This window comes from Janthinobacterium saanense (assembly GCF_014200675.1).
Taxonomy (GTDB): Bacteria; Pseudomonadota; Gammaproteobacteria; order Burkholderiales; family Burkholderiaceae_D; genus Janthinobacterium.
This window is the reverse complement of record NZ_JACHCI010000008.1, coordinates 162,539-188,244: the sequence shown is the minus strand read 5'-3', so window position 1 is coordinate 188,244 and position 25,706 is coordinate 162,539. Positions and strand designations below refer to the sequence as shown.

Here is a 25,706-nt window from a genome sequence, read left to right as displayed (position 1 = left end):
TCCACTAACGGAAGAATGGCGTAGCAATGACGAAAATATTGATCGTCGAAGACAACCTGGACTACGCAGAAGATATGGCGGAGTTTCTGGTGGAACTCGAACACGAAGTCCATATCACCAGCTCCGCTGGCGGTATGTGGACGGCTTTGAGTCATGGAAATGTTGACGTGGTCGTGCTCGACCTGGGCTTGCCCGATGAAGACGGTTTCAATGTCATCCCCCGCATGCGCCAGCTGTATCCGCAGATCGGTGTGCTGGTACTGACGGGCCGCGTGGCGTTTGACAGCCGCATCCTGGGCTTGCGCCTGGGCGCCGACCATTATCTGACCAAGCCGATCAAATTCCCTGAACTTGCCGCCCACATCGAGGCGCTGGACCGCCGCGTCGGTCCGCAAGACCCCATGCCTGAGCCTAACAGGTGGACCTTGAAAGTGAGCGCTCGCCAACTTGAGCTGATGGGTTCGGTGATCGCCCTGACGGAAAAGGAATTCAACTTCCTGCACCTGCTGACGATCAATACCCGTCCCGTGCCACGCGACGTGATCGTGGCAGGCATGGGTGGCGAAGACCCCGATGCCGGCCGCCGCGTCGACATGCTGGTGTATCGCCTGCGCAAGAAAGCCAAGACGGGCCTGGGCCAGGATTTGCCACTGCGCAGCGCGTATGGCGAAGGCTATAGCTTGTCGGCCAGCTTTAATTTGTCTTGAACGACTGGCCCGCAGCAATGAAACGGTAAAAAGGGACAGAGTCAGGTTGATTTTTTGGCTTGAAAAATAAATTGGGGCCAGAGTCATGTGCTCTGCGGTATTGTGTGTAAAATCAAGGCATTAGCTTTTTTTGCACACACTGCCATGGCCCGTTTGCCCCGTCTCATCATCCCCAATCTCCCCCATTACGTGATACAGCGCGGCGCCAATCGCCAGCCTGTGTTCCAGGATGCCGACGATTACGCGCAATTTTTGTCCTGGCTGAAAAGCGGCGCAAAAATGTTCAAGGTGGCCATCCACGCTTACGTTTTATTGCCCGATCAGCTGCATTTACTGGCCACGCCCAGCGATGCCACGGGGCTGGGGCAGTTGATGCAATGGCTGGGGCGCTATTACGTGCCGTATTTCAACCAAAAATACGCTCGTGAAGGCAGCTTGTGGCAGGGGCGCTACAAAACGTCTGTCATCGATGGCGATAATTTTTTCCTCTTGTGTTGCCGCTACCTGGAATTTGTGCCGGTGCAAGCGGGGCTGGCTGTCCAGCCGCTGGACTACAGCTGGTCCAGCTATGCCCACCACGCGGGTTTCCGTCCCGATGCCGTGATTACCGATCACGCGCTGTACTGGGCGCTGGGCAACACGCCCTTCGACCGTGAAGCAGCTTACTTACGTCTGTTTGAGCAAGGCCTGGGCAGCAGCCAGGTCAAGACGGTTGAGCAGGCTGTGCTGAAGGGCTGGCCGCTGGGTTCCGAGGCGTTCAAGCAGGCGCTGGAACTCAAGATGAAGCGGCAAGTACTGCCCGCCAAGCGGGGCCGGCCGCGCAAAATCGCCAGCGATATCGCAGATCAATAATATTTAAATAAAAAATCAGCTTGTTTTCCAGGTTTGAAGTCCTTGCTTTTACTATGTCCCCATTTAATTTTATGGGCGGCAAAAATAAATTTAATCCGACTCCGACCCTAATTGTTTCGGTTGAGTTTTCTATTGCATTGCACTACTCTAGCTTTTCGATAGTCATATGCAGCGGAGAAGCCCATGAAAGCGCAAGGCCTGTACGACCCAGCCAATGAACACGATGCCTGCGGCGTCGGTTTCGTCGCCCATATCAAGGGCAACAAGACCCATTCCATCGTCGAACAGGGTTTGCTGATCCTGAAAAACCTCGATCACCGGGGCGCCGTGGGCGCCGATGCGCTGATGGGCGATGGCGCCGGCATCTTGATTCAGATTCCTGACCAGTACTACCGCGAAGAAATGGCCAAGCAGGGCGTGGAATTGCCGCCGCCTGGCGAATACGGCGTGGGCATGGTCTTTTTGCCGAAAGAAAACGCTTCGCGCATCGCCTGCGAACAGGAAATCGAGCGCGCCGTGCGCATCGAAGGCCAGGTCGTGCTGGGCTGGCGCAACGTGCCTATCGATACCGAAATGCCGATGTCGCCCACCGTGCGCGCCAAGGAACCGGTGATACGCCAGATTTTCATCGGCCGCGGCCCCGACATCATGGTGACCGACGCGCTCGAGCGCAAACTGTATGTGATCCGCAAATCGTCGGGCCACGCCATCCAGGCGCTCAAACTGCTGCATGGCAAGGAATTCTTCGTGCCGTCGATGTCGGCGCGCACCATCGTCTACAAAGGCTTGCTGCTGGCTGACCAGGTGGGCGTGTATTACAAGGATTTGCAGGATGCGCGCTGCATCTCGGCGCTGGCCTTGGTGCACCAGCGTTTTTCGACCAATACCTTCCCGGAGTGGCCGCTGGCCCACCCTTACCGTTTGATCGCGCACAATGGCGAGATCAATACGGTGAAAGGCAATTTCAACTGGATGCGCGCGCGCGAAGGCGTGATGAAGTCGGCCGTGCTGGGCGACGACCTGCAAAAGCTGTTTCCGCTGATCTATGAAGGCCAGTCCGACACGGCGTGCTTCGACAATGCGCTGGAATTGCTGTTGATGGCAGGTTATCCAATCGCCCAGGCAATGATGATGATGATCCCGGAAGCGTGGGAAAACCATACCACCATGGATGACAACCGCCGCGCCTTCTATGAATACCACGCCGCCATGATGGAGCCGTGGGACGGCCCGGCCGCCATGGCGTTCACGGACGGCCGCCATATCGGCGGCACCCTGGACCGCAATGGCTTGCGCCCGGCGCGCTACATCGTTACCGACGATGACCTGGTGGTGATGGCCTCGGAATCGGGCGTGCTGCCGATTCCTGAATCGAAAATCATCCAGAAGTGGCGCTTGCAGCCTGGCAAAATGTTCCTGATCGACCTGGAAGCGGGCCGCATCATCGATGACCAGGAATTGAAGAATACCTACGCCAACGCCAAGCCCTATAAAGCGTGGATCAACTCGGTGCGCATCAAGCTCGACGCGATCAAGTTGCTCGATGGCCAGGTCAAGCATGAGCCTGCCCAAGGCGAAAAAGCCCAGCCATCCTTGCTGGACCGCCAGCAAGCGTTCGGCTACACCCAGGAAGACTTGAAATTCCTGATGGCGCCAATGGCCGTGGCCGGTGAAGAAGCCACCGGTTCGATGGGCAATGACTCGCCGCTGGCCGTCATGTCGAACAAGCTCAAGCCGCTGTATAACTACTTCAAGCAATTGTTCGCGCAAGTGACCAATCCGCCTATCGATCCGATCCGCGAAGCGATGGTGATGTCGCTGGTGTCGTTCATCGGCCCGAAACCGAACTTGCTCGATACAAATAACGTCAATCCGCCGATGCGCCTGGAAGTATCGCAGCCGGTGCTGGGTTTTGACGACATGACGCGTTTGCGCAATATCAGCGCGCATACAGGCGGCAAGTTCAAATCGTATGAACTTGATATTTGCTACCCATTGGCCTGGGGCAAGGAAGGCGTGGAAGCCTGCCTGGCCTCGCTGTGCGCCGAAGCGGTCGATGCCGTGAAATCCGGCCACAACATTTTGATCGTCTCGGATCGCGCTATCTGCGCCGATCAGGTGGCGATCCCCGCGCTACTGGCGACATCGACCGTGCATCAGCACCTGGTTAGCAAGGGCTTGCGCGCCTCCACCGGCCTGGTGGTGGAAACGGGCTCGGCGCGTGAAACGCATCACTTCGCCTTGCTGGCAGGCTATGGCGCGGAAGCCGTCCACCCCTACCTGGCGATGGAAACCCTGGTCGAACTGGCGCATGGCTTGCCGGGCGATCTGTCTGGCGACAAAGCCATCTATAACTACACCAAGGCGGTCGGCAAGGGCTTGATGAAGGTGATGTCGAAGATGGGCATCTCGACCTATATGTCGTATTGCGGCGCGCAAATCTTTGAAGCAATCGGCTTGAACAAGTCGCTGGTCGACAAATACTTCAAGGGCACGGCTTCGAACGTGGAAGGCATCGGCGTGTTTGAAGTGGCGGAAGAAGCGCTGCGTTTGCACCAGCTGGCCTTCGGCAACGATCCGTTGCTGGCCGACAAGCTCGACGCGGGTGGCGAATACGCCTTCCGCGTGCGCGGTGAAGACCATATGTGGACGCCGGACGCGATTGCCAAGTTGCAGCACTCCACGCGCAGCAATAATTTCTCCAGCTATAAAGAGTACGCGCAAATCATCAATGACCAGAGCCGCCGACATCTGACCCTGCGCGGCCTGTTCGAGTTCAAGCTCGATCCGACCAAGGCGATACCGCTCGATGAAGTGGAACCGGCCAAGGAAATCGTCAAGCGCTTTGCTACGGGCGCGATGTCGCTCGGTTCGATCAGCACTGAAGCGCACGCAACCCTGGCCGTGGCGATGAACCGCATCGGCGGCAAGTCGAACACGGGCGAGGGCGGCGAAGATCCGAACCGCTACATGCAGGAATTGAAGGGCATACCGATACGCCAGGACGACACCATGGCCTCGGTGGTGGGCGCCGAGCAGATCGTGGTCGATATTCCGCTGCAGGAAGGCGATTCCATGCGTTCACGCATCAAGCAGGTGGCGTCCGGGCGGTTCGGCGTCACGGCCGCCTACCTGAATTCGGCTGACCAGATCCAGATCAAGATGGCGCAGGGCGCAAAACCGGGCGAAGGCGGCCAGTTGCCTGGTCATAAGGTGTCGGAATACATTGCCAGCCTGCGCTTTTCCGTGCCGGGCGTGGGCTTGATTTCGCCACCGCCCCATCATGATATTTATTCCATCGAAGATCTGGCGCAGCTGATCCATGACTTGAAAAACGCCAATCCGCGCGCCTCGATTTCCGTCAAGCTGGTATCGGAAGTGGGTATCGGCACGGTCGCGGCCGGCGTCACCAAGGCCAAGGCCGACCACGTGGTGGTGGCTGGCCACGATGGCGGCACCGGTGCCTCGCCTCTGTCGTCGGTGAAACATGCGGGCACGCCGTGGGAACTGGGCCTGGCCGAAACGCAACAAACGCTGGTCTTGAACGGCTTGCGCAGCCGTATCCGCGTGCAAGCCGATGGCCAGATGAAAACCGGCCGCGACGTGGTGATCGCCGCCTTGCTGGGCGCCGATGAAATCGGTTTCGCCACGGCGCCGCTGGTGGTGGAAGGCTGCATCATGATGCGCAAATGCCATTTGAATACCTGCCCGGTCGGTGTCGCCACGCAAGACCCGGTGCTGCGCGCCAAGTTTTCGGGCAAGCCTGAATATGTCGTCAATTACTTCTTCTTCGTCGCTGAAGAAGCCCGTCAATTGATGGCGCAGCTGGGGATCCGCACGTATGACGAGCTGATCGGCCGAGTCGACCTGCTCGACAAATCAAAGGCGATTTCGCACTGGAAGGCGCAGGGCCTGGACTTCTCGGCCATTTTCTACAAGCCGGAAACGCAGGATGGCCAAGCCTGTCGCCACGTGGAAAACCAGGACCATGCGCTGGAAAAAGCGCTGGACCACAAGCTGATCGCGCAAGCGCGCGCGGCACTGGAGAAGGGCGAGCGCGTCTCGTTCATCTCGCCGGTGCGCAACCTGAACCGCACGGTGGGCACCATGCTGTCCGGCGAAGTGGCGAAGCGTTATGGCCATGCCGGCTTGCCGGACGACACCATCCACATCCAGCTGCAAGGCACGGCGGGCCAGTCTGCCTGCGCCTTCCTGGCGCACGGCATCACGATCGACCTGGTGGGCGAGGGCAACGATTACGTGGGCAAGGGCTTGTCGGGCGGGCGCATCATCGTACGGCCGAATACGGAATTCCGCGGCTGGGCGGTGGACAACATCATCATCGGCAATACCGTGCTGTACGGCGCGATTGCCGGTGAAGCGTTCTTCAATGGCGTGGCCGGTGAACGTTTCGCCGTGCGCAACTCGGGCGCCACCACGGTGGTCGAGGGCCTGGGCGACCATGGCTGCGAATACATGACGGGCGGCACGGTGGTAGTGCTGGGAGCCACGGGACGCAACTTTGCGGCCGGCATGTCGGGCGGCATTGCCTATGTGTATGACCCAGCCGGCGAATTTGCCAGCAAGTGCAACACGGCCATGGTCAGCCTGGACAAGGTGCTGAGCGCCTCCGAACAACAGGTCGACCGCGACGCCTGGCATACCCAGCACCGCGATGGCTTGCCGGAAGCCGACGAAGTGATACTGAAACGCCTGATCGAGCGCCACTTCAAGCACACGGGCAGCACCCGCGCCCGTTTCCTGCTCGATGACTGGGCCACGGCACGCGCCAAATTCGTCAAGGTCTTCCCGAACGAATACAAGCGCGCACTGATTGAAATGGCGGCCGACGCCGCCATGGCAGTCGAAGCCGTCGCTGCCTGAGCCAGCCTAACACTATGACCGGGAGCGGCCAGGCCGCTCCCCGCTAGCCAAATACAAAGGAATTATCGTGGGTAAAATTACCGGCTTCATGGAATTCAAGCGGCAGGACGAGCAATATCTGGAGCCTGCCGCCCGTTTGAAGAACTACAAGGAATTCGTGCTGCACCTGACGGATGCGCAAGCGACCGTGCAGGGCGCGCGCTGCATGGATTGCGGCATCCCTTTCTGCAACACGGGTTGCCCAGTCAACAACATCATTCCCGACTGGAATGACCTGGTCTACCGTGGCGCCTACCGCGAAGCGCTCGATATCTTGCATTCGACCAATAACTTCCCGGAATTCACGGGCCGCGTCTGCCCGGCGCCGTGCGAATCGGCCTGCACCCTGGGCATCCATGAAGATCCGGTCGGCATCAAGTCGATCGAACATAAAATCATCGACATGGGCTGGGAACATGGCTGGGTGGTGCCGCAGCCTGCTGGTTTCAGCACGGGCAAGAAGGTGGCCATCGTCGGTTCCGGCCCTGCAGGCCTGGCGGCGGCGCAGCAACTGGCGCGCGCCGGCCATGCCGTGACCGTGTTTGAAAAAAGCGACCGGGTCGGTGGTTTGCTGCGTTATGGCATTCCCGACTTCAAGATGGAAAAGTCGCACATCGATCTGCGCGTCAAACAGATGGAAGCCGAAGGCGTGGTGTTCCGCACCAGCGTGCTGGTTGGCAAGGATTTCCCTGCCAGCGTAAATAACTGGGCCAAGGAAACGATTTTCCCGGAAGACCTGGAAAAAGAATTCGATGCCGTGATCCTTACCGGCGGCGCCGAAACTCCGCGCGACTTGCCGGTGCCGGGCCGCGACTTGAAGGGCGTGCATTACGCCATGGACTTCTTGCCACTGCAAAACAAGGTCAATGCGGGCGACAAGCTGAAAGACCAGATCAAGGCCACCGGTAAACACGTGGTGGTGATCGGCGGCGGCGATACGGGTTCGGACTGCGTGGGCACCTCGAACCGCCACGGCGCCGCCTCGGTGGCCCAGTTCGAACTGATGCCGCAACCACCCGAAAAGGAAAACAAGCCGCTGGTCTGGCCCTACTGGCCGACCAAGCTGCGCACCTCGTCGTCGCACGAGGAAGGCTGCGAACGCGACTGGGCGGTGGCCACCAAGCGTTTCGAAGGCAAGGGCGGCAAGGTAGAAAAGCTGATTGCCTGCCGGGTGGAATGGAAAGACGGCAAGATGAGCGAAGTGCCGGACTCGGAATTCGAAATGAAAGCCGACCTGGTCTTGCTGGCGATGGGTTTTGTTTCTCCTGTACAACAGGTGCTCGACGCCTTTGGCGTGGATAAAGATGCGCGCGGCAACGCCCGCGCCAGCACCGAGGGCGATGACTGCTACCAGACTTCGGTGCCCAAAGTGTTTGCCGCCGGCGACATGCGCCGTGGCCAGTCGCTGGTGGTCTGGGCCATCCGGGAGGGCCGCCAATGTGCGCGCGCCGTCGATACCTTCCTGATGGGCGGCTCGCTGCTGCCACGCTGATCAGCATCCCTTGTTTGCTTCCGGGGCCACGGCGCGCACTGCGTCGTGGCCTTTGCTATTTTGTTGGTGCCAGGTCCGCTGGGCGGCGATCGCAAGCAGAGCCTGGCTTTTTACAATAAACTATCTGACTTTCGATTCATTAGTGTTGTATTCTTCCCCCTTACCGGGATGCCCAAGGTGGCCCCTCAGCAGAGTTTGGCGTTTCTGCACTACAATACGCCATTAAAATAGTGAGTTACGTCGTGCCAAATCTTGTTGAAATCCGTGATTTACACTTTGCCTATGGTGAACGTTCGATCTTGTCGGGCCTTCAGATGGATTTCCCACGTGGAAAAGTTGTGGCGGTCATGGGTGGTTCCGGCAGCGGCAAGACGACCGTATTGCGCCTGATCGGCGGCCAGTTGCGCCCTAGCGCCGGCACCGTCAATGTCGATGACCAGATCGTCCATACGCTCGATACCAGGCAGTTGTACCAGATGCGCCGCAAGATGGGCATGCTGTTCCAGCACGGCGCCTTGTTTACCGATTTGACGGCGTTTGAGAACGTGGCGTTTCCGCTGCGCGAACATACGGACCTCAATGAAGAGCTGATCCGCACCCTGGTGCTGATGAAGCTGCAGGCGGTGGGCTTGCGCAATGCGGCGCAATTGAAGCCGGCCGAGATTTCGGGCGGCATGGGCCGGCGCGTGGCGCTGGCGCGGGCGATTGCGCTCGATCCCGAATTGATCATGTATGACGAACCGTTTGCCGGCCTGGACCCTATTTCCATGGGTGTGACGGCCAATTTGATCCGCAATCTGAACGATGCGCTTGGTTCCACATCGATTCTGGTATCGCACGATGTGAAGGAGTGTTTCGCGATCGCTGATTACGTGTATTTCCTGTCATCGGGAAAAATTGTGGCGCATGGCACGCCGGCTGAAATGGCCGTCTCCACGCATCCGTATGTCAAACAATTCGTCAATGCGGAAGCCGATGGCCCCGTACCGTTCCATTATCCGGGCAAATCGCTGGCCGATGACCTGGGTCTGCATGCGGGAGTTGGCCGATGATCGCGCGTTTCCTGGGAGCGATCGGAGCCTGGCTGCGTCGTTCGGTACAAGACCTCGGCTTTGCCGTGCGTTCGTTTTTTATCATCATCGCCTCGTCGGGCGGCCTGTGGCGCCGTCCGCGCCTGGTGATTGAGCAACTGTTTTTTATTGGTAATCGCTCGCTGGTGATTACGGCCGTGTCTGGCCTGTTTGTCGGCATGGTGCTCGGTTTGCAAGGTTATTACACCTTGACCACCTATGGCGCGGAACAATCGCTGGGTCTGCTGGTGGCGCTGTCGCTGACGCGCGAACTGGGCCCGGTCGTCACAGCCCTGCTGTTTGCCGGCCGCGCAGGCACTTCGCTGACGGCCGAAATCGGCTTGATGAAGGCTGGCGAGCAATTATCTGCCATGGAAATGATGGCCGTAAACCCGGTCGAGCGCGTACTGGCGCCCCGTTTCTGGGCCGGCGTGATCGCCATGCCGATTCTGGGCGCGATCTTCACGGCAGTGGGCATTATCGGCAGTTATCTGGTCGGCGTGGTGCTGATCGGCGTCGACGAAGGCTCGTTCTGGTCGCAGATGCAAAGCGGTGTGGATGTCTGGAAAGAAGTCGGTAACGGTACCCTGAAGAGCCTGGTGTTCGGTATCGCGGTGACATTTATCGCCCTGTTCCAGGGTTATCAGGCACAGCCGACGCCAGAAGATGTTTCCGGCGCCACCACGCGTACGGTTGTCATATCGTCGCTGATGGTGTGGTGGCTGGATTTCATGATGACAGCGTTGATGTTTAGCAAGTAATTCGGTCACTGGCGTCAAAATTAGCGGCTTGCGCAGTTTCTGCGCAGGGTGCAGCAAGTAAAAATTATTTAGGATTGTTTATGCAACGTAAATCTTTGGATGTCTGGGTAGGCTTGTTCGTCTTGCTGGGTGTAGCAGCATTGATGTTTCTGGCGCTCAAGGCTGGCAATATGAGCTCGCTGTCTTTCAGCAAGACATATACCATTAGTGCCAAGTTCGACAACATTGGCGGCCTCAAGCCGCAGGCGCCCGTCAAGGGTGCCGGCGTGGTGGTCGGCCGCGTGGCCGAGATCACGTTCGATGACAAGAGCTATCAGGCGCTGGTCAAGCTGGACATCGAAGACGGTTATAAATTCCCGAAAGACAGCTCGGCCAAGATTTTGACGGCTGGTCTGCTGGGTGAGCAATACATTGGCCTGGAAGCAGGCGGTGATTTGGCGAACCTGGCAGAGGGCGACAAGATTGCCCGTACTCAATCGGCCACAGTGCTGGAAGACCTGATCAATCAGTTCATCTACAGCAAGGCAGCGGATGGAAAGGATAGCAAATGAGCGAGTCGAATACACATATCAAAACAGGTAGTCTCTCCCGTATCGGCCTGGCCCTGGCCATCGCCGCGACCCTGAGCGCTTGCGCCAGCACCACCGCCAACAACCCGGCCGATCCATTCGAAGGCTACAACCGCGCCATGTTCAAGTTCAACGATACGGTCGATACGTATGCCTTGAAACCGGCCGCCACTGCCTACAAGACGGTCTTGCCGTCGTTCGTGCAAACGGGCGTGGGCAACTTCTTTGGCAACTTGTCCGATGTCTGGAGCGCCGTGAACAACTTGCTGCAAGGTAAGGGCGAGAAGGGCTTGCAAGATGTGGCGCGCGTTGGCCTGAATTCGACCTTTGGTATCTTCGGCCTGATCGACTTCGCGTCGCCAGCGGGCATCCCGAAACACAATGAAGACTTTGGCCAGACCCTGGGCTGGTACGGCGTGCAGTCGGGTCCGTACCTGATGCTGCCGCTGCTGGGCCCATCGACCGTGCGTGACACGGTGGCCTTGCCGGCCGATATCGTCGGCGATCCATGGCGCTACAAGGAGCCTGTGTCGGTGCGCAATATCGGCACGGCCACACGCGTAGTCGACAAGCGTGCTTCGCTGCTCGATGCGACCAACCTGATGGAAGCGGCCGCACTGGACCGCTACGAATTCATCCGCGACGGTTTCCTGCAAGCGCGTGAAAGCAAAGTCTTCGATGGCGACTTGAGCCGCAGTAAAAAGAACAAGAACGATTCCAGCTCGCTGGATTCGGATCATGATGACTTGAAACAAGCGCCGATGACCGCAGATGTTGCGCCTGAAGCCACCACCGTCACCCCTGCCCCTGTCGAACTCGTAACATCTGGTAGCAATACCGTTGCGGCGCAGGCCAAGCCGCAGGAGTAGACTAAGGCATACAGAACACACGGCTGCATAGCATGCCAGCCGGTGCCGAGCAACACCACCATAAGGGTAAAACCATGAAATTGATGAAACAATTGCTCGCGATGGCCACCATCGCCTTTGCCACCGCCGCCCAGGCTGCGCCTGCCGTCCCTGCGAATGAAGCACCGGATGCGCTGGTCAAACGTATCAGCCAGGATGTGCTCGATACAGCCAAGAACGACAAGTCCATCCAGGCTGGCGACATCAAGCGCGTCACCGAACTGGTCGAAACCAAGATCCTGCCGTACGTGGACTTCCAGCGCATGACTTCCCTGGCAGCTGGCCGCTACTGGCGCGACGCCACGCCGGATCAGCAACAGCAGTTGTCGGCAGAATTCCGCACCCTGCTGATCTACACGTATTCGGGCGCCCTGTCGCAAGTGAAAAACGAAACCGTGGAATTCAAGCCGCTGCGCGCCGACCCTGGCGACACCGACGTGGAAGTGCGCTCGCAAGTGAACATGCCGCGCGGCGAACCAGTACCGCTGAACTATCGTGTTTCCAAAACGGCAACGGGCTGGAAAATCTACGATATCAATGTGCTGGGCGCTTGGCTGGTGGAAACCTACAAGAGCAGCTTTGCCAGCGAAATCAGCAAAGGCGGCATCGATGGCCTGATCAAGACCTTGCAAGCGAAAAACAAGGCTTTGGCAAACCGTCCGGCGCCCAAAGCCAAATAATCGGCTATCATATAGCTCCACACGCTAAACCAGCGCAACCCGACGCCATGCCAGACTCTCTCGACACTTTGCAGTCCCTGACTTCACTGACCGTGCACAACGCCACTTCGGCGCTGGAGCAGGGTCTGGAGGCGATCAAGTCTGGCCAGACGCGCTTTGACCTGCGCAACGTGCAGGCTGTCGATTCGGCGGCCGTGTCGGTGATGCTGAGCTGGCAGCGCGCAGCGCAAGACGCCGGCGGCGTGCTGGAGCTGAAAAACCTGCCGACCAATCTGAAAAACCTGACCAAGCTGTATGGCGTCTGCTCGCTCGTCTCGAGCACCACCAGCGACGAAAACTGCGGTACTGCCGGCGACACCGCCGAACGCAGCCCGTCTGACCTGCATCATCATTGATCCTGTCCCACTCCCCGCATCAGCAGTAGCTTTCAAGCCGGCATGCCAGCAGCGCCGCCGGATTGATCTCCAAGTGTTCCACGAATTTTCAAACTATAATTGACTGTTGCGCTACTTCTCCGGAAGGCGGCGCCTAGTACCGGCCTGTGGCCTGCCTCGTGGCTGACACACGCATCACATCTGATAAGCACATGACCGCAATTCAAATAACGAATGTAGAAAAGAGCTATAAATCGCTCAAGGCGCTGGGCGGCGTGTCGCTGGCGATCGAGGAAGGCGAGTTTTTCGGCCTGCTCGGTCCCAACGGCGCCGGCAAGACCACCCTCATTTCCATCATCGCCGGCCTGATACGGCCCGACGCGGGCACCGTCAAGATCCATGGCCACGACGTGGTCAAGGATTTCCGCAATGCCCGCCGCAACCTGGGCGTGGTGCCGCAGGAACTGGTGTTCGACCCGTTCTTCACGGTGCGCGAGACCTTGCGCCTGCAGTCCGGCTACTTCGGCCTGCCGAACAATGACAAGTGGATCGACGAGGTGATGGAAAACCTCGACCTGACCGGCAAGGCCGACACGAATATGCGCGCTCTGTCCGGCGGCATGAAGCGCCGCGTGCTGGTGGCCCAGGCGCTGGTGCACAAGCCGCCCGTGATCGTGCTCGATGAGCCGACCGCCGGCGTCGACGTGGAACTGCGCCAGACCCTGTGGAAGTTCATTTCGCGCCTGAACCGCGAAGGCGGCCACACCGTCGTGCTGACCACCCACTACCTGGAAGAGGCGCAAGCCATGTGCCAGCGCGTGGCCATGCTCAAGTCGGGCAAGGTGGTGGCGCTCGACACCATGTCGGCCCTGATACGCCGCATCGCCGGCTCGCAGCTGCAAGTGCACCTGAAGCACGGCGCCTTGCCGGCCGACCTGCAGCACCTGGTGCTGCATCCGGAAGAGCGGCAGGCGCCCAACAAGTTCAGCCTGCGCGTCAATGAATACAGCGAAGTCGAACAAATCCTGGCACGCCTGCGTGAAGCGGGCGCCGAGATCGACGAAATGCAATTGCAACAAGCCGACCTGGAAGATATCTTCTTGCAGATCATGGATAAAGGTACCGTATGATTTCGACTGGATTTCGCACCCTCGTCTACAAAGAGACTTTGCGTTTCTGGAAAGTGGCGACGCAAACCGTGGCCGCGCCCGTGCTCACCTCGATGCTGTATCTGCTGGTGTTCGGCCATGTGCTCGATGGCCGCGTGCAGCCCAGCCCCGGCATCAGCTACACGGCTTTCCTGATCCCTGGCCTGGTGATGATGAGCGTGCTGCAAAACGCCTTCGCCAATTCCTCGTCTTCGCTGATCCAGTCCAAGATCACCGGCAACCTGGTATTCGTGCTGCTGACGCCTTTGTCGCACTGGGAAATCTTTTCGGCGTATGTACTCGCTTCGGTCGTGCGCGGCCTGGCGGTGGGCTTTGGCGTATTCGCCATCACTTACTGGTTCGTCGACCTGTCGTTTGTCGCGCCGCTGTGGATCGTCATCTTTGCCTTTCTGGGCGCCGCCATGCTGGGCACCATGGGCTTGATCGCCGGTATCTGGGCCGAGAAATTCGACCAGCTGGCAGCCTTCCAGAACTTCCTGATCATGCCGGCGACTTTTTTGTCGGGCGTGTTCTATTCGATCCATTCGCTGCCCGCATTCTGGCAGTCGGTGTCGCACCTGAACCCTTTCTTTTACATGATAGACGGCTTCCGCTACGGTTTCTTCGGCACCTCCGACGTCAGCCCGTGGCTGAGCCTGTCCGTCGTCGGCGGCTTCCTGGTGATCCTGGCGCTGGCATCGATCCGCCTGCTGAAAAGCGGCTATCGTTTGCGTCACTAATTGCGGCATATCAATCACTACCCTATTCAAATATCAAGGACTTATCGTGACTACCACCCCAGAACTGATCCATGGCTACCTGTCGGCAGGCCTCGACTGCACCCACCTTGAAGTGGAGGGCGATGGCCAGCACTTCCAGGCCGTGATCGTGTCGCCGCAATTTACCGGCAAGCGTTTGATCGCCCGCCACCAGATCGTCTACGCGGCGCTGGGCGACCGCATGCGCGAAGAAATCCACGCGCTGTCGATGAAAACCCTGACACCTGAAGAATTCCAAGGATAAGCAATGGACAAGCTCCTCATCAATGGCGGCAACCGCCTGAACGGCGACATCGCCATCTCCGGCGCGAAAAACGCCGCCCTGCCCATCCTGTGCGCCGGCCTCCTGACTTCGGGCGACCTGGAACTGACGAATGTGCCGAACCTGCACGATGTTTCGACCATGCTGAAATTGCTGGGCCAGACGGGCTTGAGAGTGCAGCACGAAGGCGACCGCGTGGTCTTGAACGGCAGCGCCATCACGACCCTGGAAGCGCCGTATGAACTGGTGAAAACCATGCGCGCCTCGATTCTGGTGCTGGGCCCAATGCTGGCGCGTTTCGGTGAAGCCAAGGTCTCGCTGCCGGGTGGCTGCGCCATCGGTTCGCGCCCGGTTGACCAGCATATCAAGGGCCTGGAAGCACTGGGCGCCGAGATCCGCATCGAAGCCGGCTATATCTACGCCAAGTGCGCCAAGCTGAAAGGCGCGCGCATCGTCACCGACATGATCACCGTCACCGGCACCGAAAACCTGCTGATGGCCGCGACCCTGGCCGAAGGCGAGACCATCCTGGAAAACGCCGCCTGCGAACCGGAAGTGACCGACCTGGCCCACCTGCTGGTGGCCATGGGCGCGAAGATCGACGGCATCGGCACCAGCCGCCTGGTGATCCAGGGCGTGCCGCAATTGCACGGCGCCGCCCACGCGGTGATCGCCGACCGCATCGAAACGGGCACCTTCCTGTGCGCCGTGGCCGCCACCGGTGGCGACATCACCCTGCGCAATGTGCGTACCGACATTCTGGATGCGGCGCTCGACAAGCTGCGCGCCATGGGCTTGACGATGACTTTCGGCGCCGACTGGATCCGCGCCGAGATGTCGGCCCGTCCGACCCCGGTCAGCTTCCGCACCACCGAATACCCAGGTTTTCCGACCGATATGCAGGCGCAGTTCATGGCGGTGAACACCATCGCCAATGGCGCCAGCCGCGTCACCGAGACGATCTTTGAAAACCGTTTCATGCACGTACAGGAAATGAACCGCCTGGGCGCCGACATCAGCATCGATGGCAAGACCGCCATCATCACCGGCGTCAAGCAGCTGCGCGGCGCGCCCGTGATGGCAACCGATTTGCGCGCTTCGGCATCCTTGGTGATCGCAGCCCTGGCGGCCGATGGTGAAACCCTGATCGACCGCATCTATCACCTCGACCGCGGCTATGACCGCATGGAAGTCAAATTGTCGGCGGTCGGCGCGAACATCGTGCGTGTCAAATAAATAAGAGGACTGAGCATGAACGGATCGAACAGTGGCGCCAATGGGCAGCTGATACTGGCGCTCTCAAAAGGCCGCATTTTTGAAGACACCATGCCGCTGCTGGAAGCGGCCGGCATCAAGGTGCTGGAAAACCCGGAGACTTCGCGCAAGCTGATTTTGGCCACCAACGATCCGAACGTGCGCGTTATCATCGTGCGCGCCAGCGACGTGCCCACTTATGTGCAGTACGGCGCGGCCGACTTTGGCGTGGCTGGCAAGGATGTCTTGCTGGAGCACGGCGGCGAAGGCTTGTACCAGCCGATCGACCTCAATATCGCCTCTTGCCGCATGTCGGTGGCGGTGCAGGCCGGCTTCGATTACGAAAAAGCCGTGCACCAGGGCGCGCGCCTGCGCGTGGCCACCAAGTTCGTGCACACGGCGCGTGAACACTTCGCCGCCAAGGGCGTGCACGTCGATTTGATCAAGCTGTATGGCTCGATGGAGCTGGCGCCGCTGGTAGGTTTGTCCGACGCTATCGTCGACCTGGTCAGCACCGGCAGCACCCTGCGCGCCAATAACCTGGTCGAAGTCGAACACATCATGGAAATTTCGTCGCGCCTGGTGGTAAACCAGGCCGCCTTAAAGCTCAAGCGCGAACGCTTGCAGCCGATTATCGAGGCCTTTGAACGCGCCTCGCAGACCCGATAACAGCAGGAGGCTATGATGCCGCTACAGATACGCAAGCTCGATTCAAGCCAGGACGATTTTCAACAATCGCTCGATACCTTGCTGGCGTTTGAAGCCGGCACCGATGATGCGATTGAAACGGCGGTCACGAAAATCCTGGCCGACGTAAAAGCGCGCGGCGACGCCGCCGTGCTCGATTACACCAACCGCTTTGACCGCATTCCCCACGGCGGTGCGGCCGAAATGTCGGCTTTTGACATTTCGCAAGCCGAACTGCAAGCTGCCCTGAATGGCTTGCCATCGGCCCAGCGCGAAGCCCTGCAAGTGGCTGCCCAGCGCATCCGCGCCTTCCATGAACGCCAGCGCGAGGAATTGCGCAGCTTTAGCTATACCGAGGCTGACGGCACCGTGCTGGGACAAAAAATCACCCCGCTGGACCGGGTCGGCATCTACGTCCCGGGCGGCAAGGCAGCCTATCCTTCGTCGGTGCTGATGAATGCGATTCCTGCGCACGTGGCGGGCGTCAAAGAAATCATCATGGTGGTGCCTACCCCCGATGGCGTGAAAAACCAGATGGTGCTGGCCGCCGCGGCGATTGCCGGCGTCACGCGCGTGATCACCATCGGCGGCGCGCAAGCGGTCGGCGCGCTGGCTTACGGCACGCAGACCATAGGCGCGGTCGACAAGATCGTCGGCCCCGGCAACGCCTATGTGGCCGCCGCCAAGCGACGCGTGTTCGGCATCGTCGGCATCGACATGATCGCCGGCCCGTCGGAAATCCTGGTCATCTGCGATGGCACGACGGACCCGGACTGGGTGGCGATGGACCTGTTTTCGCAGGCCGAGCACGACGAGCTGGCGCAAGCCATTTTGCTGTGCCCGGACGCCGCCTACATCGCGCGCGTGGAGGAAAGCATCCGGAAACTGCTGCCTGCCATGCCGCGCCAGGCCACCATCAGCACCTCGCTGGCCGACCGTGGCGCCCTGATCAAAGTGCGCGACATGCATGAGGCCTGCGAGATCGCCAACAGCATCGCGGCCGAACATCTGGAAATCTCGGCAGAGAACCCGCAGCAATGGGCCGATAAAATCCGCCATGCAGGCGCCATGTTCCTGGGGCGTTTTTCGTCCGAGTCGCTGGGCGACTATTGCTGCGGCCCTAACCACGTGCTGCCGACCTCGCGCACGGCGCGTTTTTCGTCGCCACTCGGTGTGTATGACTTCCAGAAACGTTCGTCCATCATCCATGTCAGCGAAGCCGGTGCACAAACGCTGGGCCGTGTCGCCGCCACGCTGGCGTATGGCGAAGGCTTGCAGGCGCACGCGCGCAGCGCCGAACTGCGTTTGAAGCCGCAGCCATGACGAATATGGCGGACCGGCCGGACTGGCTCAACCGGGTCTATTGCGAAGACGCGCTGGCGGGGCTGGCGCGGATTCCCGATGGTTCGGTGGACTTGATCCTGACCGACCCGCCCTACAACCTGGGCAAGGATTATGGCAATGCATCGGACCAGCAATCGGTCGCGGACTACCTGCGCTGGACCGAAGCATGGATCGATGCGGCGCTGCCCAAGCTCAAAGCCAACGGCAGCCTGTACATTTTTTTGACCTGGCGTTATTCACCAGAGATTTTCGTCATGCTGAAACAGCGCATGGCGATGATGAACGAGATTATATGGGACCGCCGCGTGCCGTCCATGGGCGGCAGCGTGCGCAGCTTTTCATCGGTGCACGACACCATCGGCTTCTTCGTCAAGCGCAAGGATTACTACTTCGATCTTGACGCGGTGCGCATCGCCTACGACGCGGCCACCAAAAAAGCCCGTTCGCGCTCGATCTTCATCGGTGCGAAATGGCTGGAAGTGGGCTACAACCCGAAAGACTTGTGGAGCGTTTCGCGCCTGCACAAGGAACACCCGGAACGGGCCGACCACCCGACCCAAAAGCCGCTCGAAATCATCGAGCGCATGGTCAAGGCTTCCTGCCCACCCGGCGGCGTGGTACTGGATCTGTTCATGGGCAGCGGCACCACGGCGCTGGCCGCCAAGCGTTGCGGGCGCGATTTCGTCGGTTTTGAGTTGAACCCCGATTACTGCGCCATCATCGAACAGCGTTTGACGGCGCAGGAACTGGAAATGAACGCGCCGCCAGTGCCGGTCAAGAAAACGGCAGTGAAGAAAATGGCAGCGAAAAAAGCCACCGCCGTGAAAAAGCCGGCAGCCAAAAAAACACCGTCCAGGAAGACGCCGGCCGCCGAGCCGGAAGACGTCACCACCTAGACCCTTACAAAATTATCAGGAGTGCTTGCAGCAATGTCTTTCCTCGATCAGTTAATCAGCAATACGGTACGCTCCGACGTACAGGACGTCAAAAGTTATCACGTGCCTGATGCCAGCGGCTATATCAAACTCGATGCGATGGAAAATCCGTATCTGCTGCCGCAGCATTTGCGCGACGAGCTGGGCCTGCGCCTGGCTGGCGCCGTGCTGAACCGCTATCCGCCGTCGTACGCCAGCCTGAAGGCGGCCATCTGCAGCAAACTGGGCGTGCCCGCCGGCTATGATGTCTTGCTGGGCAATGGTTCCGATGAATTGATTTCGATTCTGGCCATGGCCTGCGCCGTGCAAGCGCCGTTGCAACAGCGGCCGCGCCGCGCCGTGCTGCTGGCGCCCGTGCCCGGCTTCGTCATGTATGCGCGCTCGGCGCAGTTCGCCGGCATGGATTTTGTCGGCGTGCCTTTGCTTGCCGACCTGAGCCTCGATATCGACGCCATGCTGGCCGCCATCGAGCAGCACCGCCCGGCGCTGGTGTTCCTGGCCTACCCGAACAACCCGACCGGCAATCTGTTCAGCGTGGCCGATATCGAACGCATCATCGCCGCCCTGGGCGACACCGGCATTGCCGTCGTCGATGAAGCATACGAACCGTTTGCGCAGCAGAGCTTCATGGGCCGTTTGCCGGAATTTGAAAACCTGGTGGTGATGCGCACCGTGTCGAAACTGGGCCTGGCCGGCATCCGCCTCGGTTATATGTCGGCCGCACCAGCCTTGCTGGCCCAGTTTGAAAAAGTACGGCCGCCGTATAACGTCAATGTGCTGACACAGGTGGCGGCAGAATTCGCGCTGGAACATGTCGACGTGCTCAATGCACAGGCGGCCTTGCTCAACAGCGCGCGCGATGCGCTGGCCGAACAATTGGCTGCGCTGCCCGGCGTGACCGTGTTTCCATCAAAAGCAAATTTTCTTTTGATACGTGTACCAGATTCCGACGATGTCTATGCAAAATTGCTCACTCACCGGGTTTTAATTAAAAATGTGAGTAAAATGCATGCAGTGCTGGCCAATTGCCTGCGCATCAGCGTCAGCACGCCAGAAGACAATGCCATTTTTTTCAATGCCTTCAAAGCATCCCTCGTTTAGCCTACCGCCAGAGTCCCGCCATGAACCGCACCGCAGAAATCACGCGCAACACCAACGAGACGCAAGTACGCGTCGCCCTCAATCTTGATGGCACCGGCCAGCAAAAGCTGAACACCGGCGTGCCTTTCCTCGACCATATGCTGGACCAGATCGCCCGCCACGGCTTGATCGACCTCGATATCGAAGCGACGGGCGACGTGCACATCGATAACCATCATACGGTGGAAGACGTGGGTATCACACTGGGCATGGCGGTGGCCAAGGCCATCGGCGACAAGAAGGGCATTCGCCGTTATGGCCATGCCTACGTGCCGCTGGACGAAGCGCTGTCGCGCGTGGTGCTTGATTTCTCCGGCCGTCCAGGCATCGAATATCACATTCCGTTCACGCGCGCGATGATCGCCGGCTTCGACGTTGACCTGACGCTGGAGTTTTTCCGTGGCTTTGTGAACCATGCCGGTGTGACCTTGCATATAGACAACTTGCGCGGCACCAATGCCCATCACCAGTGCGAAACCGTGTTCAAGGCGTTTGGCCGTGCGCTGCGCATGGCTGCCGAGCTCGACGAGCGCGCAGCCGGCATCATTCCGTCGACCAAGGGCAGCCTGTAAGCTGACCTTGACTCCTGGTTCATAGATTTCTAGATTAAAACAGATGAATAAAATTGTGGTGGTGGATTACGGCATGGGCAATCTGCGCTCGGTAGCGCAAGCCTTGCGGGCCGTGGCGCCGGAAGCCGATGTCTGCATTTCCGGCCTGGTGGCCGATATCGACAGCGCCGACCGCATCGTCTTGCCGGGCCAGGGCGCGATGCCCGACTGCATGCGCAGCCTGCGTGAGTCGGGCGTGCTGGAGGCCTTGCTGCGCGCAGCCGACAGCAAGCCCGTGCTGGGCGTGTGCATCGGTGAGCAAATGCTGTTCGATAGCAGCGAAGAGGGCGATGCGGCCGGTTTGGGCTTGCTGCCAGGCAAAGTCGTGCGTTTCCAGCTCGACGGCCAGGTGCAGGAAGACGGCTCGCGCTTCAAGGTGCCGCAGATGGGCTGGAACCAAGTGCGGCAAACGGCGTCACATGCCATGTGGGATGGCATCGCCGATGATGCTTATTTTTACTTTGTGCACAGCTACTTTGCTCAGCCTCAAGTAGCGGCCCACACGGTCGGCCAGACTGTCTATGGCAAGCCATTCGCTTGCGCCGTCGCCCGTGATAATATTTTCGCGACCCAGTTCCATCCTGAAAAAAGCGCGGCTGCCGGCTTGCAGCTGTACAAGAATTTCGTTCACTGGCAACCTTGATTTCCGTTTCACCGTTTTCGCTATTTTTACTTACCCACTCATAACCCTGACCACACGACCATGCTGCTCATTCCCGCCATCGACCTGAAAGACGGTCACTGCGTACGCCTGAAACAAGGCGATATGGAACTTGCCACCGTATTTTCCGAAGACCCTGCTGACATGGCACGCCATTGGCTGCAACAAGGCGCGCGGCGGCTGCATCTGGTCGACTTGAACGGCGCGTTTGCCGGCAAGCCGAAAAACGAAGGCGCCGTAAAAGCCATCCTGAAAGCCGTGCAAGACTTTGCGCTGGAAAACGATATCGAGGAAATCCCCGTGCAACTGGGCGGCGGCATCCGCGATCTCGACACCATCGAGCGCTACCTGGACGCCGGCATCAGCTATGTCATCATCGGCACGGCGGCCGTGAAAAGCCCCGGCTTCCTGCACGACGCCTGCAGCGCCTTCCCTGGCCACATCATCGTTGGCCTGGACGCCAAGGATGGCAAGGTCGCGACCGATGGCTGGAGCAAGATGTCGGGCCACGAAGTAATCGACCTGGCCAAGAAATTCGAAGCCTATGGCGTGGAATCGATCATCTACACGGACATCGGCCGTGACGGTATGATGGGCGGCATCAATATCGAAGCCACCGTCAAGCTGGCGCAAGCGGTCAAGATTCCCGTCATCGCTTCGGGCGGCCTGCACAATCTCGGCGACGTGGAAGCCTTGTGCGCCGTGCAAGCCGAAGGTATCGAAGGCGTGATTTGCGGCCGTTCGATTTATGAAGGCACGATCGACCTGGCGCAGGCGCAAGAACGCGCCGACGAGTTAAGCGACGAGGCTGTTTAAGCCAGCCTGGCCGGGGCGCGCATGCGCTCCCTGGCCTGGCGACAATTGGATATCATCATGCTTGCAAAACGAATTATTCCCTGCCTCGACGTGACCAATGGCCGCGTCGTCAAAGGCGTCAATTTCACGGAGCTGCGCGACGCGGGTGATCCTGTAGAAATTGCCCGCCGTTACGACGAGCAGGGCGCCGATGAAATCACTTTCCTCGACATCACTGCCTCCAGCGACAACCGTGGCTTGATCTTCGACATCATCGAAGCGGTCGCCTCGCAAGTGTTCATTCCGCTGACGGTGGGCGGTGGCGTGCGCGTGGTGGAAGACGTGCGCCGCCTGCTCAACGCGGGCGCCGACAAGGTCAGCATCAACACCTCGGCCGTGACGAACCCGCAACTGGTGTATGAAGCCTCGCAAAAGCATGGCTCGCAATGCATCGTGGTCGCCATCGACGCGAAACAGGTGTCGCCGGGCAAGTGGGAAGTGTTTACCCATGGCGGGCGCAACGCCACCGGCCTGGACGCCTTTGTATGGGCGCGTAAAATGGAAAGCCTGGGCGCCGGCGAAATCTTGCTTACCAGCATGGACCGCGATGGCACCAAGGCAGGTTTCGATCTGGGCCTGACGCGCGGCGTGTCCGATGCGGTCAGCATCCCCGTGATCGCCTCGGGCGGCGTGGGCGGCTTGCAAGATCTGGCCGATGGTATCAAGATAGGCAAGGCGGACGCGGTGTTGGCCGCCAGTATTTTCCACTATGGTCAGCACACGGTGCAGGAAGCCAAGCGCTTCATGGCGCAGCAGGGCATACCCATGCGTTTGAGCTGATAGGATATGAATAACATGCAAAACGGAACTATCGTGTCTAGCAATGCAAAGTGGCTGAAAAAGGTCAAGTGGGACGAGCACGGCCTGGTGCCGGTGATCGCGCAGGAAGCGGGCAGCAATGACGTGCTGATGTTTGCCTGGATGAACCGCGACGCGCTGGCGCGTACTGTAGAGCTCGGTGAAGCCGTGTACTGGAGCCGTTCGCGCAAGAAACTGTGGCACAAGGGCGAAGAATCTGGCCATACGCAGAAAGTACTGGAAATTCGCCTCGATTGCGATGAAGACGTGGTCTTGCTGAAAATCGAGCAGGCGGGCGGCATCGCCTGCCATACGGGCCGCCACTCCTGTTTCTTCCAGAAATTTGAAGGCGATGAAAAGACGGGCGAGTGGCAAGTCACCGATCCCGTGCTGAAAGACCCGGAAACGATTTACGCGGACACGAAGAAATGAGCAAGCAATGAGTGAAACCCTGAAACGCCTGGCGGCCGTGATCGAATCGCGCAAGCCGGCCAATGGCGGCGACCCTGCCACCTCCTACGTGGCGCGGCTGTTCGCCAAGGGCGATGATGCGATCCTGAAAAAAATCGGCGAGGAAGCGACGGAAACAGTGATGGCCGCCAAGGATGCGCGGCGTGACAATGACTCGTCGAAAGTATTGTATGAGTGCGCCGACCTGTGGTTTCATAGCCTGGTGATGCTGGCCCAGTTCGATTTGACGCCGCAACAGGTGCTCGATGAACTGGCGCGCCGCGAAGGCTTGTCCGGTCTCGATGAAAAAGCGGCGCGTCAAGATGCGTCCGGCCTATCCTGATCAACCCTGGAGACTGCGTGGATAACTGTATTTTCTGCAAAATTGCTGCCAAAAAAATTCCTTCGACCGTGGTATATGAAGACGAGGATTTGCTGGCCTTCAAGGATATCAATCCAGCCGCGCCCGTGCATTTGCTGCTGATTCCGAAACGCCATGTGTCGACTTTGTCCGACTGTGACGACAGTCATACGGAAGTGCTGGGCAAGCTGCTGCGCCTGGCGCCGAAACTGGCGGCTCAATTTGGTTGCGCGGTCAGCTATGACGCCGATGGTCTGCCATCGGGCGGCTTCAAGACCATGATCAACAGCGGTCCCGATGGCGGGCAAGAGGTGTATCACCTGCATATGCACGTCTACGGTGGCCCACGCCCATGGCGTGGCCAGCACTGATTTCGCTGCGCGCCGGGTTCGCGTGTATACTGTCTGCATAGTTTGATGCGATCCGGGCGCCGTCCCGCAAGGAGAATATGATGGGTTCATTGAGTATTTGGCACTGGCTGATCGTTCTGGTCATTGTGATGCTGGTCTTCGGCACCAAGAAACTGGGCAATATCGGTGGTGATATTGGCAAGGCCGTCAAAGGCTTCAAGGATGGCGTCAAGGGCGAAGAAGAAACTCCGCCAGCGAACACTCCTCCTGCTACGCCATCGCAAGTGGCCGACAAAACCACGATCGACGTGGATACGAAAGAGAAAAGCAAGTTCTGATAGCGGGGCGGGACCAGTTTCCTGCCCAGCCACAGCACTTGTACGCTTATGATCGATCTCGGTCTTTCTAAAATCGCCATCATCGGCGTGGTTGCCCTGATAGTCATCGGCCCTGAAAAGTTGCCGAAAGTAGCTCGTATGGCCGGCACCCTGTATGGCCGTGCGCAGCGCTACCTGAATCAGGTGAAATCCGAAGTCACCCGCGAAATCGAATTGGAAGAGCTGAAAAACCTGCAGAAGGAAGTGCAGGACGCAGCCCATTCCGTCAAGCAAAGCGTGGAGCAATCCATGCATGGTCTGGAAAATTCCATTTCCGGCAATATTTCCTCGATGGAAGACAGCTGGCGCGGCAATAACGACCACTATGGCGAACCGGGTGGCGATGCACATGAAGCCATGTTGCGCGCCACCAAGGAAGACCTGGCCCGCAAGGCGCGCGAATTCCGCCGCAAAAAGCTGGTGCGCAATTCGGCCGTGCCCGGCTGGTACAAACAGCGTCATGGCGGCAAGATGCATGTGCAATCGGGCGCTGCGCGCGTGGCCCGCTTCCGTCCCCGTAGTACCACTTCCTCGACGTCCTTTTACTCATGAGTAGCAAAGCCCCGTTGGAAGAAACATTTATCTCGCATCTGGTCGAGCTGCGCAACCGCCTGGTCAAGGCGTCGATCGGTCTGGCCGTCGTCTGCGCCGTGCTGTTTTACTGGCCAGGCGCCGCGCATATTTATGACTTCATTGCCGAGCCCATGCTGGCAGCGTTGCCGGCCGGTTCGAAACTGATCGCTACCGGCGTGGTGTCGCCCTTTTTGATACCCATGAAGGTAACCTTGCTGCTGGGTTTTATCATCTCGCTGCCGTGGGTGCTGTATCAGCTGTGGGCCTTTATCGCTCCGGGCTTGTACGCGCATGAAAAGCGCTTGATTGCGCCACTGGTCATTTCATCGTCCCTGCTGTTTATCGCCGGCGTGGCTTTCTGTTATTTCTTTGTGTTTGGCCGCGTGTTCCACTTCATCAGCAATTTCGCGCCCGCTTCGATTGCTGTCACGCCCGATATTGAAAATTATCTCGATTTCGTCATGTCGATGTGCCTGGCGTTTGGCGCCACCTTCGAAGTGCCGGTGGTGGTGGTGATCCTGGTGCGCATGGGCCTGGTCAGCATCGCCAAGCTCAAACAAATGCGTTCTTACGTGATCGTTGGCGCTTTCGTGATCGCCGCCATCGTCACGCCGCCGGACGTGGTCAGCCAGTTCTCGCTGGCCATTCCCATGTGGCTGCTGTTTGAACTGGGCTTGCTGGTGGCGCCTATCTTTGTGAAAGCCACGCAAGCGCCGGAAGAAGCTTCCTGAGTTTTTACCTGTTGACGTGAAAAAGCCGCTGCCTCCGTGAGGAGCAGCGGCTTT

The 25,706-nt window shown here is 59.1% G+C and carries 28 protein-coding genes; all 28 read left to right on the top strand.

The annotated features are described in order from the left end of the window. The first annotated feature begins 26 nt into the window (after positions 1-26). The 28 genes from HDE72_RS13555 (at position 27) to tatC (ending at position 25,652) form a co-directional block, all read left to right on the top strand. Positions 27-707 carry a response regulator transcription factor gene (locus HDE72_RS13555; protein ID WP_183741631.1) on the top strand — a complete coding sequence of 227 codons (681 nt, stop codon included), beginning with the start codon at positions 27-29 and terminating at the stop codon, positions 705-707. Between the two features lie 144 nt (positions 708-851). Continuing rightward, positions 852-1,559, top strand: coding sequence for a transposase (locus HDE72_RS13550; RefSeq protein WP_183741629.1), 708 nt, complete (start codon positions 852-854; stop codon positions 1,557-1,559). Positions 1,560-1,742: 183 nt separating this feature from the next. Next, positions 1,743-6,443: a glutamate synthase-related protein gene (locus tag HDE72_RS13545; protein ID WP_183741627.1), complete on the top strand. Its 4,701-nt coding sequence runs from the start codon at positions 1,743-1,745 to the stop codon at positions 6,441-6,443. Positions 6,444-6,510: 67 nt separating this feature from the next. Further along, positions 6,511-7,974, top strand: coding sequence for a glutamate synthase subunit beta (locus HDE72_RS13540; protein ID WP_183741625.1), 1,464 nt, complete (start codon positions 6,511-6,513; stop codon positions 7,972-7,974). A gap of 242 nt (positions 7,975-8,216) precedes the next feature. Further along, positions 8,217-9,026 (top strand): ABC transporter ATP-binding protein, encoded by an 810-nt coding sequence (locus HDE72_RS13535; protein WP_183741623.1) that lies wholly within the window; start codon positions 8,217-8,219, stop codon positions 9,024-9,026. Next, positions 9,023-9,805, top strand: a complete 783-nt coding sequence (gene mlaE / locus HDE72_RS13530; RefSeq protein ID WP_183741621.1) for a lipid asymmetry maintenance ABC transporter permease subunit MlaE — start codon at positions 9,023-9,025, stop codon at positions 9,803-9,805. The genes HDE72_RS13535 and mlaE overlap by 4 nt, the downstream gene beginning before the upstream one ends. Positions 9,806-9,885: 80 nt before the next feature. Beyond that, a complete protein-coding gene (mlaD, locus tag HDE72_RS13525; RefSeq protein ID WP_183682528.1) occupies positions 9,886-10,356 on the top strand; it encodes an outer membrane lipid asymmetry maintenance protein MlaD in 471 nt (156 codons plus the stop codon). Next, entirely contained in the window at positions 10,353-11,243 is an 891-nt protein-coding gene (locus tag HDE72_RS13520) for an MlaA family lipoprotein (RefSeq protein ID WP_183741619.1), read from the top strand. The genes mlaD and HDE72_RS13520 overlap by 4 nt, the downstream gene beginning before the upstream one ends. Before the next feature lie 74 nt (positions 11,244-11,317). Continuing rightward, positions 11,318-11,962, top strand: coding sequence for an MlaC/ttg2D family ABC transporter substrate-binding protein (locus tag HDE72_RS13515; RefSeq protein ID WP_183741617.1), 645 nt, complete (start codon positions 11,318-11,320; stop codon positions 11,960-11,962). 47 nt (positions 11,963-12,009) lie between these two features. Then, positions 12,010-12,357: an STAS domain-containing protein gene (locus HDE72_RS13510; RefSeq protein WP_183741615.1), complete on the top strand. Its 348-nt coding sequence runs from the start codon at positions 12,010-12,012 to the stop codon at positions 12,355-12,357. A gap of 191 nt (positions 12,358-12,548) precedes the next feature. Beyond that, positions 12,549-13,466, top strand: coding sequence for an ABC transporter ATP-binding protein (locus tag HDE72_RS13505; protein ID WP_183682540.1), 918 nt, complete (start codon positions 12,549-12,551; stop codon positions 13,464-13,466). Beyond that, positions 13,463-14,224 carry an ABC transporter permease gene (locus HDE72_RS13500; RefSeq protein WP_183741613.1) on the top strand — a complete coding sequence of 254 codons (762 nt, stop codon included), beginning with the start codon at positions 13,463-13,465 and terminating at the stop codon, positions 14,222-14,224. Before HDE72_RS13505 ends, HDE72_RS13500 begins: the two co-directional genes overlap by 4 nt. A gap of 46 nt (positions 14,225-14,270) precedes the next feature. Further along, on the top strand, positions 14,271-14,507 hold the full coding sequence (locus HDE72_RS13495; protein ID WP_183741611.1) for a BolA family protein: 237 nt from the start codon (positions 14,271-14,273) through the stop codon (positions 14,505-14,507). A 3-nt stretch (positions 14,508-14,510) separates the two neighbouring features. Next, complete coding sequence (gene murA / locus HDE72_RS13490) at positions 14,511-15,761, top strand: UDP-N-acetylglucosamine 1-carboxyvinyltransferase (RefSeq protein ID WP_183741608.1); 1,251 nt, start codon at positions 14,511-14,513, stop codon at positions 15,759-15,761. Between the two features lie 15 nt (positions 15,762-15,776). Further along, on the top strand, positions 15,777-16,448 hold the full coding sequence (hisG, locus tag HDE72_RS13485) for an ATP phosphoribosyltransferase (RefSeq protein ID WP_183741606.1): 672 nt from the start codon (positions 15,777-15,779) through the stop codon (positions 16,446-16,448). 15 nt (positions 16,449-16,463) lie between these two features. Then, positions 16,464-17,789 carry a histidinol dehydrogenase gene (gene hisD / locus HDE72_RS13480; RefSeq protein WP_183741710.1) on the top strand — a complete coding sequence of 442 codons (1,326 nt, stop codon included), beginning with the start codon at positions 16,464-16,466 and terminating at the stop codon, positions 17,787-17,789. After that, entirely contained in the window at positions 17,786-18,706 is a 921-nt protein-coding gene (locus HDE72_RS13475) for a DNA-methyltransferase (protein ID WP_409254963.1), read from the top strand. The genes hisD and HDE72_RS13475 overlap by 4 nt, the downstream gene beginning before the upstream one ends. A gap of 33 nt (positions 18,707-18,739) precedes the next feature. Further along, entirely contained in the window at positions 18,740-19,846 is a 1,107-nt protein-coding gene (gene hisC, locus HDE72_RS13470) for a histidinol-phosphate transaminase (protein WP_183741604.1), read from the top strand. Positions 19,847-19,866: 20 nt separating this feature from the next. Next, the gene (hisB, locus tag HDE72_RS13465) at positions 19,867-20,457 is read left to right on the top strand and encodes an imidazoleglycerol-phosphate dehydratase HisB (RefSeq protein ID WP_010402123.1); all 591 of its coding nucleotides are present in this window, start codon (positions 19,867-19,869) and stop codon (positions 20,455-20,457) included. Between the two features lie 43 nt (positions 20,458-20,500). Continuing rightward, a complete protein-coding gene (gene hisH, locus HDE72_RS13460; RefSeq protein ID WP_183741602.1) occupies positions 20,501-21,139 on the top strand; it encodes an imidazole glycerol phosphate synthase subunit HisH in 639 nt (212 codons plus the stop codon). A 60-nt stretch (positions 21,140-21,199) separates the two neighbouring features. Continuing rightward, positions 21,200-21,973, top strand: a complete 774-nt coding sequence (gene hisA / locus HDE72_RS13455) for a 1-(5-phosphoribosyl)-5-[(5-phosphoribosylamino)methylideneamino]imidazole-4-carboxamide isomerase (RefSeq protein WP_183741600.1) — start codon at positions 21,200-21,202, stop codon at positions 21,971-21,973. A 57-nt stretch (positions 21,974-22,030) separates the two neighbouring features. After that, on the top strand, positions 22,031-22,792 hold the full coding sequence (gene hisF, locus HDE72_RS13450) for an imidazole glycerol phosphate synthase subunit HisF (protein WP_183741598.1): 762 nt from the start codon (positions 22,031-22,033) through the stop codon (positions 22,790-22,792). Between the two features lie 33 nt (positions 22,793-22,825). After that, complete coding sequence (gene hisI / locus HDE72_RS13445; RefSeq protein WP_183741596.1) at positions 22,826-23,242, top strand: phosphoribosyl-AMP cyclohydrolase; 417 nt, start codon at positions 22,826-22,828, stop codon at positions 23,240-23,242. Between the two features lie 7 nt (positions 23,243-23,249). Beyond that, on the top strand, positions 23,250-23,603 hold the full coding sequence (locus HDE72_RS13440) for a phosphoribosyl-ATP diphosphatase (protein WP_183741594.1): 354 nt from the start codon (positions 23,250-23,252) through the stop codon (positions 23,601-23,603). A gap of 17 nt (positions 23,604-23,620) precedes the next feature. Then, positions 23,621-23,992: a histidine triad nucleotide-binding protein gene (locus tag HDE72_RS13435; protein WP_183741592.1), complete on the top strand. Its 372-nt coding sequence runs from the start codon at positions 23,621-23,623 to the stop codon at positions 23,990-23,992. Positions 23,993-24,072: 80 nt separating this feature from the next. Then, positions 24,073-24,309, top strand: coding sequence for a Sec-independent protein translocase subunit TatA (gene tatA / locus HDE72_RS13430; RefSeq protein ID WP_183741708.1), 237 nt, complete (start codon positions 24,073-24,075; stop codon positions 24,307-24,309). Positions 24,310-24,357: 48 nt separating this feature from the next. Further along, complete coding sequence (tatB, locus tag HDE72_RS13425; protein WP_183741589.1) at positions 24,358-24,900, top strand: Sec-independent protein translocase protein TatB; 543 nt, start codon at positions 24,358-24,360, stop codon at positions 24,898-24,900. Then, entirely contained in the window at positions 24,897-25,652 is a 756-nt protein-coding gene (tatC, locus tag HDE72_RS13420; protein ID WP_183741587.1) for a twin-arginine translocase subunit TatC, read from the top strand. Before tatB ends, tatC begins: the two co-directional genes overlap by 4 nt. Positions 25,653-25,706: the final 54 nt, after the last annotated feature.